At 51.2% G+C, this 18,153-nt stretch carries 11 protein-coding genes; 5 read left to right on the top strand and 6 right to left on the bottom strand.

The window, feature by feature from the left end:
* Positions 1 to 49: 49 nt before the first annotated feature.
* A complete protein-coding gene (locus JQN73_RS21940) occupies positions 50 to 1,513 on the bottom strand; it encodes a PLP-dependent aminotransferase family protein (protein ID WP_205321015.1) in 1,464 nt (487 codons plus the stop codon).
* A gap of 187 nt (positions 1,514 to 1,700) precedes the next feature.
* Between JQN73_RS21940 and JQN73_RS21935 the strand changes: the two genes are divergently transcribed.
* Positions 1,701 to 2,012, top strand: a complete 312-nt coding sequence (locus tag JQN73_RS21935) for a hypothetical protein (protein ID WP_205321014.1) — start codon at positions 1,701 to 1,703, stop codon at positions 2,010 to 2,012.
* A gap of 142 nt (positions 2,013 to 2,154) precedes the next feature.
* On the opposite strand, the gene JQN73_RS21930 is transcribed toward JQN73_RS21935, so the two are convergent.
* From JQN73_RS21930 to JQN73_RS21920, 3 genes are all read right to left on the bottom strand, one after another.
* On the bottom strand, positions 2,155 to 3,462 hold the full coding sequence (locus JQN73_RS21930; RefSeq protein ID WP_205321013.1) for an AAA-associated domain-containing protein: 1,308 nt from the start codon (positions 3,460 to 3,462) through the stop codon (positions 2,155 to 2,157).
* 34 nt (positions 3,463 to 3,496) lie between these two features.
* Positions 3,497 to 5,230 (bottom strand): ABC transporter permease subunit, encoded by a 1,734-nt coding sequence (locus tag JQN73_RS21925; RefSeq protein WP_205321012.1) that lies wholly within the window; start codon positions 5,228 to 5,230, stop codon positions 3,497 to 3,499.
* Positions 5,231 to 5,837: 607 nt separating this feature from the next.
* Positions 5,838 to 11,180, bottom strand: coding sequence for a hypothetical protein (locus JQN73_RS21920; protein ID WP_205321011.1), 5,343 nt, complete (start codon positions 11,178 to 11,180; stop codon positions 5,838 to 5,840).
* A gap of 445 nt (positions 11,181 to 11,625) precedes the next feature.
* On the opposite strand from JQN73_RS21920, the gene JQN73_RS21915 reads away from it, so the two are divergent.
* The 4 genes from JQN73_RS21915 to JQN73_RS21900 all read left to right on the top strand — a co-directional run bounded on the left by JQN73_RS21915 (position 11,626) and on the right by JQN73_RS21900 (position 15,040).
* Entirely contained in the window at positions 11,626 to 11,907 is a 282-nt protein-coding gene (locus tag JQN73_RS21915) for a DUF427 domain-containing protein (RefSeq protein ID WP_205321010.1), read from the top strand.
* A 305-nt stretch (positions 11,908 to 12,212) separates the two neighbouring features.
* Complete coding sequence (locus JQN73_RS21910) at positions 12,213 to 12,530, top strand: helix-turn-helix transcriptional regulator (protein WP_205321009.1); 318 nt, start codon at positions 12,213 to 12,215, stop codon at positions 12,528 to 12,530.
* Between the two features lie 83 nt (positions 12,531 to 12,613).
* Entirely contained in the window at positions 12,614 to 13,801 is a 1,188-nt protein-coding gene (locus tag JQN73_RS21905; RefSeq protein WP_205321008.1) for an MFS transporter, read from the top strand.
* Between the two features lie 180 nt (positions 13,802 to 13,981).
* Entirely contained in the window at positions 13,982 to 15,040 is a 1,059-nt protein-coding gene (locus JQN73_RS21900) for an alkene reductase (protein WP_205321007.1), read from the top strand.
* A gap of 241 nt (positions 15,041 to 15,281) precedes the next feature.
* Here JQN73_RS21900 and JQN73_RS21895 read toward each other — a convergent pair whose 3' ends face one another.
* Together JQN73_RS21895 and JQN73_RS21890 are read right to left on the bottom strand one after the other, a co-directional pair.
* Complete coding sequence (locus JQN73_RS21895; RefSeq protein WP_205321006.1) at positions 15,282 to 16,793, bottom strand: NAD(P)H-hydrate dehydratase; 1,512 nt, start codon at positions 16,791 to 16,793, stop codon at positions 15,282 to 15,284.
* 72 nt (positions 16,794 to 16,865) lie between these two features.
* Positions 16,866 to 18,146: an FAD-dependent oxidoreductase gene (locus JQN73_RS21890; protein WP_240162358.1), complete on the bottom strand. Its 1,281-nt coding sequence runs from the start codon at positions 18,144 to 18,146 to the stop codon at positions 16,866 to 16,868.
* Positions 18,147 to 18,153 lie beyond the last annotated feature (7 nt).

The following is an 18,153-nucleotide window of genomic DNA, read 5'->3' as shown; positions in this document are numbered from 1 at the left end:
GATGTTTTTGTGTTCTCGGAAATCGTCTAAATAGTGTGAGAATGAATGCCTATTCATGTTGCGCGTGAATGATCGATCCCAGGTCGATATACGCCTGTTTCACTTCATCCGAGAACGGCATTCCGCAATTGAGTCGGATGAAGTGATCGAAACGCGGCGAGTTAGAAAATAGCAGACCTGGCGAAATAAGTATCTGGCGTGCCAGAGCTGCTTCGAATATCTTCTTGGAAGACAGGCCTGCAGGTAATTCGACCCATATCGAAACGCCGCCGTTCGGCAGGCTGCAGCGTGTCCCTACAGGAAAATATCGGGAGATGATCTCGGCGGTCAAATCACGTTGCACCCGAAGCGTGCCGCGTATTTTGCGCAGATGTCGGTCGTAAGCGGGTGAGCCCATGAATTTTGCGGCGATCGTTTGCGACCATTCGTCGTTGTAACGGGTTTGTGCATATTTCAGCATGTTGACACGCGCCTGCCATCGGCCTGCCACCATCCATCCTATCCGCATTCCGGGCGCAAGAATCTTGTGCAATGACGCGCAGTGAATCACATTTCCCGTGGTGTCGTGGGCCTTGAGCGATGTCAATGGCGGCCCATCATGCACCAACGCACTATACGAATCATCCTCGATCAAGGCGATGTGGGCGTTTTCACACATGCGCACCAGACGTTTCTTGTGCGTTTCCGGCATGATGCTGCCGAGTGGATTTTGCAGATGCGGCACGACGACGACAGCCTTAATATTGTCATATGTCTGGATCGCTAACTCCAGCGCTTCGAGCGAAATCCCGGTTTGCGCACTGGTAGGAATTTCGAGCGCCTTCATGCCCAAGCTTTCCATCACCTGCAGCAGGCCATAAAAAGTCGGCGATTCTACGGCAATAACATCGCCCGCTTGCGCTACCGCACGGAGTGCGAGATTGAGGGCTTCGATGCAGCCATTGGTGACCAAAATCTCATCCGGATTAAGCTTCATTCCGCTCGCTAATGCACGTTTGGCGAGGACATCCTTGAACGCTGTGTTTCCGGTAGGACGGCTTTGTTTGGTAAATAGGTCTGGATGGAGTCGCAGCTCTCTGGCGGCTAGCGCATTAAGCTGCTTACCGGGATAAAGTTCGGGTGCGCCCGCAGCACGGCCCAGATTAACGCGGACCTTTCGCTGGCCCATCGAAATGATTTCAGATACTTTTTGGTGGATGCCGATGAACTGCGCGATGTCGTGGGGGCGCGTCATATCTGGCTCGGTCACGGCCATCATGTCGCAGGACTTTTTGGATTTGACGAAATAGCCTGAACGCGGTCGCGCCTCTAACCAGCCTTCGCTCTCCAGAAATCGGCACGCCTGCAAAGCGGTGGATAAACTAAGGGCGTGCTGACGTGCCAACGTGCGCACCGAGGGCATTTTATCGCCCGGATGCAAAACACGGGATTGCATCGCCTCCAGATAATGGCTGGCGAGCTGACGATAAAGCGGTGCCTCGGGTGGCTGAAGTAGAAGCGTTTTGTTATCCATGCGTGATCATCCTATGGATGTTGGTAGGCGTATATATACAGAAGCGTCGAAACCACACCATAACAGATGACTAAGCTTGCATGTGATGCGGTACAGATTGAGGGGTATTGTATGTTTCGCGGAAGTGGGCGCAGGCTTATTCTGCAATTTCTCTCAACAACGTCTGCGCTACTTGCGCGCCACGATCATGCAAACCAATGAATTGATGACAGGACAAGCGTTCACTTTTTATGCTCGCGTCGGAACCGGCGTTACCTTGAGGAAGGGGAATATCGGCGTCATGGTCAATAACATGCAAATGGACGGCTATGGCTGGAAAGAGCAAGTAATCCTGATAGGGAACGGTAACTGGACGGCCCCGCGTTCGGGCTGGTTTTCGGTGCAGGCGAAGCAACGTAGTGCGTTTTACATCACTGAACCACTGTCAATAGTTCTTCAATGTCGGCTAACGGCGGCTAAATGGCTAGGCAAGCTACTAACACGGCCCTCTAATGCATAAGGCTGAAAGTAAGGTCGAAAGTAACTCGAATAAAAAAAGCCCGAAACCGGGCTTTTGAAGATTGCGCGTGCATCTATGACGCATCCATCACTTTAGAGCGATCTCAATTGCGCGTTTCCTCAAGTAGATGCAGCCGCCGCCTTTAGCTTGCGATATCTTCCAGGCTAAAGATTTCGCGTTTGTCGTCATACGAAAAAATCTCGGCATAACGACCCCAGCGAATGATCGCGTCAATCGTTTCTTCGGCGGCGTCATCACTTAAATGGTCTTCCAACTCTTGTTGAAAGCGGGCGCGCGGAGCCCGTTGACCGGGTCTTTCCTGCAATATCGATTTGATGCGTGCTGCCAAAGGTACCTGGCGCAGTAATTGTTGCGCAAACACCTGTTTGCGCTGCTGCACGCCATGCTCGGCAAACTCCAGGCCCAACGTGGTAAGCATGATATCGCCTTCTGTCATCTCCGCAAATCCTAAATAGTGGAGCACTTCCGCTACGGGGAAAAGATCGTCAACCTCGAGATGAAGTCGGGCAGAAATATCCGGCATGTCGGCACGTCCGTTGTACGGCGCAGCGGCGACCGTTTCCAAAAGGCCAGCCATCAGGTTGGTCGAGACTGGATTTAGGCGGCTGGCGAGTTCCAGGCCGGGATTGCTGCGGTTTGAAATGGGTTGCAATCTGGCGGTCATCTTGGCGTAAATGTCATCGACCAGTTGACGAAAGGTCGGGTCCAATCGGTTACGCGGATGGGGAAACGGCACCGCAATCTCAGCTATGATGCGGCCGGGGTTGGATGACAAAACCAAAATGCGATCACACATGAATACGGCTTCTTCGATGTTATGGGTGACGATTAAAATCGATTTGATCGGCAATCGACCATCGTTCCATAGATCCAGCAGATCGGTCCGCAAGGTCTCCGCGGTCAGCACGTCGAGGGCAGAGAACGGCTCATCCATGAGCAATAAGGTAGGGTCGACGACCAGCGCTCTGGCAAAGCCGACACGTTGGCGCATCCCGCCAGAAAGTTCACGTGGATAGGCGTTTTCAAAACCGTCGAGACCGATCAGATCGATCGCTGCGAGGGCACGTTTGCGGCGTTCAGCGGGCGGTGTCCCCAGCGCTTCCAGACCGGCTTCGACGTTGTCCAAAACGGTGAGCCAGGGGAACAGTGCGAAGGTTTGAAATACCATGGCAACGCCATCGGCGGGGCCGTTAACCGGATGTCCGCGATAAGTCACGTCGCCGCCGGTGGGATGAATCAATCCGGCAATAATCCGTAATAAAGATGACTTTCCGCAACCGGAACGACCGAGAAGGCCGACGATCTCACCTTCATGCAGCGTCAAACTGACATCGTCAAGCACTAACAACTCGCCTTGTGCCTTGGCAAAACCACGGCGCACATGATTGACGTTAAGTATTTCGTTTTCCGTAATTTTTTGCATCATCATCCTCGATAAATCTCTGACATCTTTGAATTTTTGCTCAGGTTGCGTTTAGCTTATTATTCGCGTAGTGGTACATTGGCCGCCACAAAAGGCGATTAAACAGCACTACGAATAACGACATGACAACGATCCCCAAAATGATGCGCGGGAAGTCGCCCGCTTCTGTGTACTGCGCAATGTAAGAGCCGAGACCGTGAGCGTTGAGTTTGGTATTGCCCCACGATACTGATTCGGAAACGATACTGGCGTTCCATGCTCCGCCGGAGGCTGTAATGGCACCGGTGACGTAGTAGGGGAAAATGCCTGGCAACATGGCTTTACGCCACCATTGCCAGCCGCGGATTTTAAAATTTGCCGATACTTCACGATAGTCGTTGGGATATGCCATTGCACCCGCAATGACGTTGAAGAGGATATACCACTGCGTGCCCAGCACGATCAATGGACTTAGCCAGATATCAGGACTACCGTGGAAGCGCACAATCAGAATGACGAAAACCGGAAACAGCAAATTGGCGGGAAACGCTGCCAAAAATTGTGCTAATGGTTGAATTTTTTCGGCGAGACGGGGGCGTAGGCCGATTAGCACGCCCAACGGTACCCAAACCACGGAAGCAATCGCAATCAGCAACATGACACGGATCAGGGTGTAGACCCCGAGCAGCAGCACGCTACCGACTTCGTGAATGCTGACCTCTGAGCCAATGAAGGCGATAACCCTCCACATGACCCAACAACCCAACACCAATAGCGTCGCGTTCCATGCGAAGTCGACCATCCGATTTGGGGTGTCGTTAACTTTTCGGTGTTTGGTAGTGCCTTTATTAAGGCGCAGAGGCATCGTGATGACACGCCGGAACAGGATACTGAAGGGCGATAATATTGCTTGAATCAGGCGCGTGCGTTGAATCAGATTAAGCAGCCATGACGAAGGGGAAAACTGCGCAGTGGTATTTTCCATCCGAAATTTGTCTGCCCAGGCCACCAGCGGTCTGAAGAGCAATTGGTCATAGCAGATGATGACGGCGGTCATCACGACAATCACCCATCCGACCGCACCGAGATTGTGTTCACTGATCGCTAAAGCCAGATACGAACCGACCCCGGGCAGGGTGATGCTCTTATTGCCGACCGTAATAGCCTCGGCCGCGACGACAAAAAACCAGCCGCCGGACATACTCATCATCATGTTCCAGATTAATCCTGGTATCGCGAAAGGGACCTCCAGTTTCCAAAATCGTTGCCAGCCGGATAGGTGAAAACTCCGCGAAACTTCCTGCAAATCATCAGGAACGGTGGTTAATGACTGATAAAAACTAAAGGTCATGTTCCATGCCTGACTGGTGAAGATGGCAAAAATCGCTGCTAGCTCGGCGCCAATAACGCGTCCGGGAAATAACGCAATGAAAAAAGTCACCGTGAAGGAGATATATCCCAGCACCGGCACGGACTGCAGGACGTCCAACGCAGGGATCAGGATTTTTTCGGCGCGTTTACTTTTTGCAGCGACCGTTGCGTAAATGAGCGTAAAAACCAGCGAGGCGACCATTGCCGCCAACATTCGCAATGTTGTGCGAAGCGCATATTCAGGTAAATTGTGCGGATCTAGCGTGACAACATTTGCGGTAAGGCTGGACAAAGGAGCCAGGGTATCTTTAACGCCAATGCCGCTAAAAGCAATAATGCCGATCACTAACGGGAAAACCAGAAAATCCCAACGATTTGGGGTAAGTCTTTTTGACAAAGGTAATGCGTGAACGTTTGAAGTCATACCTGGAATTCCTGATTACCTAAGTTGTATATTTCGTAGAGGTTGAGCGCTGTGGTGAAATGCCGCGCTCCGCAGCTCACTTTTTTCATTCATAAGAGACTAAGCCTGTTCACCACGATGAATCTGTTGAGAGTTGAGAAACGGCAATAAAACGTTCGATGACGTTTCGATGATGTTTAGTTGCCTTTTAATTATGTTCAAAGTGCGCTTAAATAGTTTCAAACCAGTTTCAATCCGGTATTAGACCGATATCATATAATTTTTTCACACACCTCGGCACGTTACCAATCGAATATGGCATTCTGATGACATCGGTAGAAAAATAAAAAAAATAGCAACTTTGAGCTTTGAGGGGGTAGTCAGACTTAAGCTCGCTGAGCCCGGCTGTCAGGTGGTGATGGCGTAGCCTTTGATCACTTTGATCAAAGCCGGCCGACTCGTCCACAGTTCGGGAATACCATACCGCCGCATGATAATGGCAAAAATCTAAGAGTGGTGCTGCTGAACCATATCAAAGGAGACAGTCCTTGGCTACTCTGTATGATGTTTGCGCGTAATCGGATGGGGATCGGCTTCCCCAGGCCTCGTTATTCAAGAGGCGAAGTCCTTACGAATTGTTTATTTCCCCTTCCCGTAAAAAAATTCTCTGCAGGACGGGCGTCCATGCGGAGCCGGGTATCTGGCGCTTAACTCTCAAGTTCATTTTTTTTGCTGTAGCTGAATCGGGTCGCAGGTCCTGATATTTTTGCGGAATTATTTTCCCCATGTGCTCAAACCAGGTGATAAAAAAATCCGGCATTGCGAAAGCCTTCATTTTTTCGGTAGCGGGTAGCTTATTGAATAGCAGATGCACAAATTTATCAAATTCAGTAACTGTGATTCTGATAGCGCCTACTTCCTCATAGTTAGGGAAGATTTTTCCAAATGAAATGGGCGATACGATTTTAAAGTGCTCTAAAAATACCTCTTTTATTCCGGGCGTGCTATGAACGTACGCACAAAATGCGTCCGGTGAACGCAGTATTACTTTAGCTTGCCGGAGCTGCGAACCAGGTGAGTAATATCCGTACTTTGAACCATCACCAATCAGGTATATTTCCCGATTGCTTTGCGGTATCACCAGGTGTGCCAACTCATGCCTTATGACGTCTCGGGTCTGCGCGCCATCACTGGTCGACGGCGATAAAAATGTTGCTGTGGACAGATAGAGCTTGCCTCTATTATCACCTTGATCGTAGGTGTAGCCTGTTAACTTGTTGCCAAACAAAGATGCTTCCTGTGGATGACCTTTCAAGTGGCTTTCGGGGTTGTATTGATAGTGCATGCCTTGTGGGCTGAGCGAAGGGGAGATGATGCGCAACTTGCTCATCCTGTCCGGATGTGAACTCGTCTTAAAGTTGCTCAGACCAGATAGTATGATCTTTCTATCGGCAGAACCTAAACTCCTTCCGTCAATAGCATAAAATTTTGCGTGTGCCATCCAGAATGACGCGCTGTCGTCAGCCTCCCACTTCAATAGCTGGGACGACTCTTGATGCGTATTGGTATAGATGCTCATGAATTCCGCCGCGACTTGCTTGCCGTATGTGCTGGAAATTCCTGACATTCCTCTCGCTTGTATTTCAAAAACCCACTTGTCAGTCGTGCAAAAATCTGAAGTTAAAAGCGGAGCAAAATACCGCCCCCAAAGCCGAGTGAACAGTCTTTGCTCTGGTTCGATAAATTCTTTTATATAGTTTGCGTGAAGCAGTTTTTGTTTTGCAATTTTCGTTATTAAATTCTCTTTTAGAAGCGTGTAACGATCCTGATGGCTGCAGATGCCGACCGCTAAGTTGCAAATTTCTTCTATCGCTGCGACGTCATCCCCAAAGGCTTCAGGAGTGGCCTTTAATTGTTCCAACATGGTTCCCCAATAGCGCTTTCCTCGGAATGCGCCATATATCTTTCTTTCCACCGTATCCGATAATTTCAATTCACTAAGAGCTTGAGGAAGAGTTTTCCCGTTGAACTTATCCAGTAAAAAATTAAAATGCAAATCTAAGCCAGGACGAACAGTAAAAGCCTTGGTAATTTGCTCGTTATCGGCGAGCATTTCAATCCGCAGCAAAGGGCGCTCATAAAATGCACGGGCCTGAACTTCTGTCTCAACAATTTTTTTCAACGCCGCTGATCGCGCTTCCTTAAAGGTGAGTACAGGTGCGGCGCGCAAGTTGGTAGCTTGGTTCCTGCAACTTGCCTGCGAGTTTGAAAGCAACCGGCGCCTTGACCAGTATTGCGTTGTTTCAAATTCTTCCTTTGAAAGCGGTTCAAATGCGTTGTTCCGATTTGGACCGCGACGGTACAGAGTGCTTCCATCTTCATCTCGGAGACTCAGAATGAATTGATCGCTATTGGCGTTGTCGATGTATCTCTCAGATATAGACCACCCGTCGGGGTGATTGAAACCTGCCTTAAACGCCTCATCAGCCGAGGTTATGCCTATGGGGAGCGCACTGACAGGCCCTATTAAATGATTGTTGCTAATTTGCCAGCCACCATCAATGTAGGACATATCAAGGCGCAAATCTTTTGGCATCTGATGACCAATGATGCAAATTTTTTCCAAAGGGTTTTCGCGTTGTTGCCATCGACCATCTATAAATGTCAATTCCGGGGACAAAGCTGGTGGCATGTTGGCGACGGCGTGGTGAGTTTGTCCCAACAGGTAGTATTTATCCTTCAATTTAATGTAATTGCGATCGACAAAATCGCCAACACCTTTAACGGTGTAAATATCGCGACCTGTCGGTTCCGGTGGATGGTCAAAGTGACTTTGGTACGCGTGCGGTCGCAGTGCGTTGATGCGTTTGTTCTGATATAACTTTTTTGAAATGGACGCCGTGGAGGATGGGTTCGATGGACTATGCGTGATAGTTGCCAATAACTGTGGATCTTTGTCTATCAGATGACCATAATCCAAAAGCCATTTATCTGTCTGGAGTATGAGTTTTTTTTCTAATTCATTCCAGAGATAGCCCGCTTTTTTTGGCGAAGTGACCGATCCCATGATCAAATAAATGGCACCCCCTTCGGGCTTTTGTATCAGGCCTTCCAGTAGAAGATTGTGGACGCTTTCTAAGGCGGTGGGATACGTTCCGTCGAAAAAAATGTGGGTGGGAAGCGCTGTATCGACTGATGCGGCAGCGAGAAGGTGGGAAAAGCCGTTTCTGAAATGCAAATCTTCCCGTCGTGTAGTGAGGAGCTTGCTGATCAACGGTTTCTCGCCGTAGTCTTGCAGACCCGATGTCGGTTTGATTTCAGTCGAGCGTGCGCCTAGCCGCTGTGCCAATTTTTCTTCGGCAAACGCTTCTTGCGATGAAAATTTGAAAGCGGTGCGTATGGAACTTACAACGGGAAGCGTCGGCGAAGGGTTAAAGCCCAGGAAGCAAAAAAATGTGTCCGTTGCCAGCGTGGTGGCCTGTGCAGCGAAGCCGGACCAGGTTTTAGCCGGTTCCACCATCATCTCGGCGAGATCTAAAGCCGGGAGCAGGCAATTCGCTTTTGGGACGAATCCGATCATCGTCCTTACGAGAACGTACACCCGGGAGTGGATGATTTCTGACCCGATTGAGCGTGGAGGTTGGGAAGAAAGTTCAGGCTGTGAGGATTGGTGTATCTCCTCTGGGTAGCTCTGCAAGGCCGCCACCTCCCTGGCAATATCGACAATTCCTCTTGCGAAGATACCGACGGAATGCGTCGCGAAATCGGACGGCGCAATAGAAGGGAAATGGATGCCTCCAGTCAGACTTGAGTGACTGAATCGCATATATTCGGGAACCCCTCCTGCCTGCGCTACAGCGTCCGTGATGCAGGAAACAGTAGGTGAGCCCCAACTGCGGGCATGTGAAAAGAGATAATAGTCGTTCTCGGCTTTTACGATAGCGCCGGAAGTGCCGTTCAGGACCGCTCGATAGGCAATATCGTTATTATGTGTATTGCAGATGGTAAGACGTGTTGCAAATAGTTCTAGCGCACCTTTTTTGCCGATCTCGATTAGTTTGCTACGATCTTTCGGGGCTAATTCCCTAAGTCCTGAGACGTACAATTCTGATTTACTTAGCGCAAGTTTTTTGAGCGCCGCACGCGATTGCCGTTCGTGGTTAATGGGATCATTTGACGTATCTTTTATACAAAAAACGAATTCCTCCTCGCATCTTTCGACGGCTTTCAAGAGCCCAATTCTTTTCATCTCGGGTTCAATCAATTTCTCAGCGCCCGCTTTTAGTGCTTCGTCGTCGGTTGCATTGGATAAGCTCAAATGACCGAAATTTGTCACTGCCGTTGTCGTGGCCAAGGACCAATGTGAAGCCGGCGTATGAATTAAATGGTGAAGCCCCGCCTCGCGCAATTGCGCAGGAGAGGGGGTGACGCGATGTGCGGCGGGGAATTGAATAAGAAACGCTGCCCCAATGCGCATTGAGATACCATCGCGGCTGTGGTATTTCGTATGCGAAAACTCGTCGGACGAGAGGTTAAAGCGCGGTGCGAACAAAGGCTCTATAGCACTTAATCTGGCATTGACATACCATCCGGTCAACGTATCCAGCAGTGCATTTTGTTGGACGGTGAGATTAGGGAACATTGTATGCATCACCGCACAGAGTTCAGCCTTAAGGCGTCTGGAAATTGCAGGAAGTGCATTGAGCATCGGACCGCCTTTTAAATCTGCGTCTGACTTCTCGTGGATAACGGTTTCCATGGTCGCCAGGGACATGATGCTGCACGGTCGCATCACGGCATTGACGAATATATAGGCAACATCGGTTTGCAGTTCTGACTGGGACTTCGTTGGATGCGATTTTTCTGATGCGTGATCGGCACCATCTGCGACTTGCTCCACGCCGTTGTTGGTGTTAGCGGCATAAGAGGAAAGGATGGCAGATATCATGACGTTGTATTCGTAAAGATCGACTGAATAAGACGTCTCGCCGCCAAGCTTGTAGGATATCAAAGCCTCCAGTCCGTCCAATAGCGCATTAACAGGCAGGGGCGTCCCGTTGAAATTGGATGTCACGATACCCTTTTTTCGGTCATCTTCCGCAATAGCGGCGGGCCATCTCCGATATGCCTTTATGCCGCTTCGTGTGAGCGCCTGGTCCTCCGCAGACCAAATTTGACTATCGTTAAAAATCTTTGCAGCGGTTGCGGTAACCGGCCAGGAAGGAGGCGGGTGGTTGATGCGTTTTACTGTAATGACGCCGCCGCGGTCCGCAGGTTCGTTTTGAGGATGTCGGTAAGGCGGTTGCCAGTAAGCGGGGTTGAGTCTTTCTGGTTCGGTATCGGCCGCAACCTGTGGCAAAAGCGTCGGTAGCTTGTTATAAATATCTGTCAGGCGTTGGTTTATCTTATCTCCAAAATTCGTGAGCGTTTTTCGGAAATCGGTGGCAGTGCCGCTGACAGCCGGGAACCCTGTGAGAGCGAGAGGCGTGGCATCAGCGGTAGAAGAAGTGAGGCTGGCTGGTACATAGGCCAGGTGAGTCGGGCTTGTGTTTGCGAGGGTTGCTCCCTGCTGACGGGGACCGGGAATCTCGTTCAACATTGTTATTAACCCCGGAATCACCGCGACGATCGCCAGTGCAAGTGTTTCCTGAATCGGCGGTAGCGCACTCATATCGTGGTTGTCAGGGGATAGCGCACGGCGAACGGCGGCCCATTCGTGCTCTTGATGTGTTGCGTGTATTCTCGCCGCATGTTGCTCCTCAATCTGTCTGGCTTTACGCGTCTTTCGCGGCACGCGCAAGTGGATAGATTTCCCGCGATGAAGTGACCGCGCTGAGGAAGTGCAGTCGATCACGCTTCTGCCCAATGTACCGGATGCGTTTGAGGTTTGTTGTCTATCGCACGCCGCGCCAGTCGCCGCAACGGTGGAGGCTGAAGTGACGAAAACAGGTGCTGCGATGGGAGGGAACATGGGTACCGATAATGGCAATAGTTGATAAAAGGGCCGATGACAATATTCTTAAAATACCATTGCATGCTCATTCAGTCTTTAGGACCAAAACGAAAGATGTCGGCGCCAAACGTCGTAAAAAGCGTGCATGATCAATGCTTTGGTGAGATGACGAGCCTGCGCGTTCGGATGGCTGATTGTTTGTTACCTTGCCTGGCCCGGCGCACGTTGTATTCAAAAAGCAGGCGGTCCTGTGCGTCTGATCGCCACCAGTGGTAAATTAGTGAGGCTGCTGTAGGTCGAGCGCGTTCGTACGAGTGTAAAAAAATGCGTCGCCTGCAAAGCGTCTCGCCATTCATTTGAATATAATTTCCAAAGAGTAACGAAACCTGTTTTGCGACTTTTTGAACTTCGCCACAGGCGAAAGCGCTGTCTCTGTTAGCGTCAACATAACCAGGAGAAGAATATGAAAGCCATCTGGAATGACATCGTCATCGCGGATTCTGACGATACTGTTGTCGTCGAAGGAAATCACTATTTTCCCTTGAAATCAATAGATTCCAAGTTGTTGAAACCCAGTGAAACAACCTCCATATGTCCATGGAAAGGCACGGCGAATTACTACACATTGGAAGTCGACGGTAAAACTAATCCTGACGCAGTGTGGTATTACGCTGAGCCAAAGGAAGCGGCAAAGGAAATCCGTGGACGTGTCGCATTTTGGAAGGGTGTAAAAGTAGCCGGGTAACCTCTTCTCTGCACGCAGGGTGATTTGGCGTCCGTAAACTGGGAACCGGCGCCCTGGCGCGGGCTTTTCGATTTTAGGGACAGCGACAGGTCACTGCCGGTCGGACATTCGATGCTCAGGGCGATTTGTGTGGTTTGTGTGATTTGAGAGTTTTCACCCAAGTCGCCATCCTTAGCCCCTCCTTCTTTGTTATCTGCATTCCAAAGCAAGCATTCTTTAGCGTTGCCAGCACAATTTTTGGATATATCGTAATATAGCGATACTAAGTTCTATAAAACCCAATATTTATTTCTGTAAAAGACGAAATGCCTGAATCTGCTGACAATATCAATTTTGATCTGATTCATAAAGCGCTCGCCAATCCGGTAAGACGCCAAATCCTTCAATGGCTTAAAAACCCGACGGCGTATTTCTCCGAACAAGACTATCCCCTGGATATCGGCGTCTGTTGCGGACTGATTGACAAGCGTACCGGCTTGTCGCAATCGACGGTTTCGGCGCATTTAGCCACCTTGCAACGTGCCGAACTGGTGACCACGAAGCGGGTCGGGCAGTGGATTTTCTATCGTCGAAACGAGGACACCATTCAGGCGTTTTTGGCGCATGTAAATGGCGAACTTTAAATGCCGGATGAAGCATCCGAGTTATGCATTATTTTCCGCAAACGAAGTTCAATCTTCCCGATAAATTTTTGTAAAGTCCTGCCATGCCATTAGCTCTACTTGTTCTGGCGCTTAGCGCTTTTGCTATCGGAACCACCGAATTTGTCATCATGGGTTTGCTCCCCGAAGTGGCCCGTAGTCTGGAGGTCACGCTGCCGAGTGCCGGATGGTTGATCAGCGGTTATGCGTTAGGCGTTGCCATCGGCGCACCGATTATGGCGGTGGCGACCGCCGCATTGCCGCGTAAGCGGGCATTGCTCATATTGATGGGGGTCTTTATCGTTGGCAATGTGATGTGCGCGGTAGCTGCGGATTACGGATTTTTGATGTTTGCCCGGGTCGTGACATCACTCTGTCACGGTGCTTTTTTTGGTATCGGTTCAGTAGTCGCAGCGAGTCTTGTTCCTGAAAATCGCAAAGCGTCGGCGGTGGCCTTGATGTTTACCGGTTTAACGCTGGCGAATGTGCTTGGTGTGCCGTTGGGTACGGCGCTTGGTCAATTTGCCGGCTGGCGCACGCCGTTTTGGGCGGTGGCTGTCCTTGGCGTGCTGGCTTTGCTGGGATTGGCGCGCGTACTGTCATCGCAACAGGATGAGAAAAAAACTGACCTGCGCAGGGAATTCAAACAATTAGGCAGCGCCGGAATCTGGGCTGCGCTGGCGACCACGACATTTTTTTCAGCGGCGATGTTTGCGTTGTTCACGTATGTTGCACCGTTGCTGGAACAAGTGACGCAGGTGACGCCACATGGAGTGACCTGGAGTCTGTTTTTGATCGGTCTCGGTTTGACGCTGGGCAATTACTTTGGCGGCCGTTTGGCTGACTGGCGTTTAGGCACATCGCTGACCGCTATTTTTATCCTTTTGGCGCTGGCAACGGCCGCTTTGAGATGGACCAGCGTGGCCTTGATACCGGCAGAAGTCAATTTATTCATATGGGCGACAGTGGCCTTTGCTGCGGTTCCCGGTCTCCAGATCAACGTGATGATTTTTGGCAAGGCAGCACCAAATCTGGTCGCCACGCTGAACATCGGCGCCTTTAACGTTGGTAACGCACTTGGCGCATGGGTCGGCGGAACGGTGATCGGGCAGGGCCTTGGATTACAGGCAGTGCCAATTGCAGCAGGCGCGCTGGCCGGAGTGGCAGTCGTGGCGATGCAACTATCAATCCGCTTAGCCCCTAAAAGCATTTCTGTAATGGCCGACAAAACGGTCTCTCCGGCGATGGGCTGATCCCATTTTGAAGCATTTTTCTTTAAGGGCAGGGCATGAGCCAAGTTGCTAAATGCTCTGCATTAGAAGCCTTTTCCTCAAATACATAGTCTTAAATTTAAGCCGTAACTGGCCGCTTTACTGTCTCTTCTTATCCGTATTTTCATATCATTAACGAATCCATTTAACGAAGCTCATATCATGACAACATTATTCGATCCTATCAAAATTGGCGATATCCAAGTCTCTAACCGTATCATCATGGCACCGCTGACGCGTTCGCGCGCTATCGGCGATGGCCGTGTACCAAACGCTTTGATGACTGAATATTACGTTCAGCGCGCTTCCGCAGGCCTGATCATCAGCGAGGCGACCGCAGTGACGCCGCAGGGCGTTGGCTATGCAGACACCCCGGGGATCTGGTCCGACGATCAGGTTGAGGGTTGGAAAAACGTGACCTCTGCCGTACATGCTGCCGGTGGTCGGATCATATTGCAACTGTGGCACGTCGGGCGCATTTCGGACCCGAGTTTTCTCAATGGTGAATTGCCGGTTGCGCCAAGCGCGATTGCGGCAACTGGCCACGTTAGCCTGTTGCGCCCGGTACGTGAATATGTGGCGCCGCGGGCTTTAGAGTTGGCCGAAATTGAAGGCGTCGTTGCTGCGTTCCGTAAAGGTGCTGAGAATGCCAAAGCAGCTAACTTTGACGGTGTTGAAATTCACGGTGCTAATGGCTATCTTCTGGATCAATTTTTGCAAAGTGGCAGCAATCAACGGTCTGACATTTATGGTGGTTCGCTGGAAAATCGCGCACGCTTGATGTTAGAAATCACAGATGCCTGTATCAGTGTCTGGGGCGCTTCACGCGTCGGTATGCATTTGGCACCCGGATGCGACAGCCATTCAATGGGTGATGCGAATCCGCTAGAAACCTTCAGCTATGTTGCGCGTGAATTAGGTGCGCGTGGTATCGCATTTATTTGCGCACGTGAAGCGCAAACGCCAAATCGCCTCGGACCACAACTGAAGCAAGCATTCGGCGGAACGTATATCGCGAATCAACAATTGACGAAAGCTGCAGCAGAACAGTTGCTGACAAAAGGCGAAGCTGATGCGGTGGCGTTTGGTCAATTGTTTATCGCTAACCCGGACTTGCCGCGCCGTTTAAAACTTGACGCCCCATTAAATGCGCCAAAATCGGAAACTTTCTACTCACAAACACTGGAAGGGTATACCGATTACCCCGCGTTGGCCGCGTGAGAAAGGGGTCGCTGACTCTGGTATCGTTAATTTTTGGGTTGCGAGACCAGATCGTGGTGGCTGTTGCTTGCAGGGAGTAGGCCCGTATTAAATGCGGCTTGTACTTGCACCTCTGAAATCGTACACCGACTGGTCAGGTCGTTGTACGATTTTTTTTGCCATTAGTTGCGTGGATTTGCGCATTGCGTAGAGGTGAATCTTCGACGGCACTCTACGATGTTCTGCATTTCGTTGATTGTTTTCAGTGCTTATTGACCAACGAATTGAATAGACTTCGTACCGCCGGAATTAACTCGCCCGCCGTCATGCCGATAGGCCCGCAACCCTGAGATACCAAAAGATCTGCAGCGCTGCCGTGTAACCAAACTGCCCCAATGGCGGCATGCCAATCGGACCAACCTTGCGCTAATAGCGCACCACAAATGCCGGACAGCACGTCGCCGCTTCCGCCTGTGGCCAACGCAGGATTTCCAGTCGGGTTGATGACCGTGTCGCCATCGGGACGCGCAATAATGCTGCCGGCACCCTTGAGAACGACCACCGCATTAAAGCGTTGCGCCAACCCGCGTGCCGCTTTTAGTCGGTCAAACTGTATGTCTGCAGCGCTGCTGCCGAGCAGGCGAGCTGCTTCCAACGGGTGAGGGGTCATGACCGTCGCAAGTCCGGAGTGACGCCGTTGCCCCACCAGCTGTTGCAACGCGGGTTCGAGCGCAATCAAATTCAACGCGTCGGCGTCCAGCAGCAATTGGCTTTGCGCCATCAGGGTTTTTATTAATACATCATGCGCTTGTTGCGAAGTACCTAATCCGGTCCCGACCACCAACGTTGCCGATGCCAGGTCAATCTCAGCCGCGTGTCGGCACATTAACTCCGGCTGACCGCTATCATAGGCAGGGGCAGCGTCAAGAAAACCGACGAAGACTTTACCTGCGCCGGACTTGGCTGCAGCGCGTCCGGCCAGGATGGGCGCACCCGCCATGCCTGTTGCACCGCCGATGACGGCGACGCTACCAAAACTGCCTTTATTTGAGTTGCGTGCGCGTGGTTGCAGGTTATGGGCGAATAATTCGGGCGCATTCAGCCACGATCGCGGCGGCACTGACAGGTTTTCAGGGAGATTGAGGCCGGCAATGGTGACCTTTCCGGCGTAGTCAGGGCCGTCGCCCGTATGCAATCCGGTTTTATCGCCGATAAACGTAACGGTATGGTCAGCCACAATGGCGATCCCGTCGGGACCTACAACGATGCCGGTATCAGCATCCAGTCCGGTGGGGACGTCAAGCGCCAAAACCAAACAGGAGAATGTATTAACCGTCGCAACTAAACTGCGTAAGGGACCATCCAGTGCGCGGGTCACCCCGATACCCAGCAAGCCATCGATCACCAGCGACCATGTCACGCTGTCAATAGTGGAAAACTGTTCGGTTGGCATCATATGGACACCGGCACGTTTAGCGCGGGCGAGGGCATTCGCCGCATCCGGCGGCAACTTGGTTGAGTCGGCCTGCAATAGCGCGACAACATCGGCCCCGGCGTGCGTCAGTATGGTCGCCGCTTCCAGGGCATCGCCACCATTATTGCCGGGTCCGACCAACACTAAAATACGTGCTTTATGCGGGTTCCCCCCGAGTAGGCGTAATGCAGTATCCGCAGCCGCCTGGCCAGCCCGCTGCATCAAGGTATAAGGCGGGAATTGAAGTTGTGCAGTTTGCTCGATGCGTCGAATTTCCGAGCTTGCGTAGAGTGCGGTCATAGTCGTCTTGCCTCTCATTCTAGTGGTGCTAAAAGCGTTCCAATAGGCTGTCGGCAGCAGATTCTGGTATCGCTACCGCCGATAGCGCGCCAATGTCAGACCATCGATATCAATCTCAGGCGAGCGCCCGGAAATTTGGTCTGCTACTATTTTGGCGGCACCTAATGCCATACTCCAACCGCTGCCGCCATGGCCCACGTTAACGTATACATTGCTCCGGCTGGTAGCACCGATCAGAGGTACTTCGTCGGCTAGCATGGGAATGTTTCCGGTCCACATCTGGGCGTTGTGATAATTGGCGGCATCGGGATACCAATCCTGGGTCACCTTTAATAACGTGCGGAGTGCTTTGTCATCGATGGTCGTGTCGCGTGCGCCCAGTTCTGCGATGCCGGCAACGCGAATGCGCTCGCCCAGGCGTGCCATAGTGACTTTATAGGCATCGTCCTGCAACGCCAGTTTAGGTGCCACTTCATAATTTTTAATTGCGGCTGTCACAGTGTATGTTTTGACGGCACGCAATGGCACCTTTAACCCGATGTTGTTTAGCAGAGGGGCGCTGCCTGTTCCCGCAGCCACCACCACCGCATCGGCATGCAATACATCTCCGCCGATCCGTAACGCAACCTGATTATCGTGCGAATCGATTGCATCGACCCGCATATCAAAATGAAATTGTACGCCACTAGCCTGCGCAATTGATTTCAACTGTTTTGTAAATAAAGTGCAATTGCCTGAAGCCAACTCTGGGAAGTAGAGGCCACCAGCCACGCTACGTGCGGTATGAAGAGCCGGTTCGAGCGCTTGCACACTAGCGCTATCCAGCACGCGATGCGCTACGTTTCTTTCCGTCATCAAGGCTTGCAATGGAGCCGTTGCGGCGAACTCTTTCTCTGTACGAAAAACTTGGAGCAGGCCGCTGCTTTGTTCGAAATCGAGTTGATGATCGGCTTGCAACTGAAGCAACATTTCCTGACTATAGCTTGCCAGACGTTGCATCCGCTCCATGTGCAACTGATAGCGTTGTAACTCTGGTTTCGAGGTCCAGCGCAATAACCAGCGCCATAACGAGGGGCTGAGCCGAGCGTTCAGGATGGTGGATGCTTCCTGGCTAAAAAGACCGGAAATGATGCGCTTGCGCATTCCGTTAACCGCCCACGGGGTGGTCGCGGCCGTTGCCAACATCCCTGAATTTCCCAGTGTCGACACTTCAGCCACGTTCCGGTGTTGTTCGATCAACGCCACCTGATGTCCGGCCTGGGTCAAAAAGTAAGCGGTCGACAGCCCAATAATGCCGCCGCCGATGACGACTACTTGTTTTTGAGTCGATTTCAGTAATTCTTGTGGTATCACTATTTTG

This window comes from Glaciimonas sp. PAMC28666, from assembly GCF_016917355.1.
Lineage (GTDB): Bacteria > Pseudomonadota > Gammaproteobacteria > Burkholderiales > Burkholderiaceae_D > Glaciimonas.
Note: the sequence above shows the minus strand (reverse complement) of the source record. Positions and strands in the feature narration are given on the sequence as shown.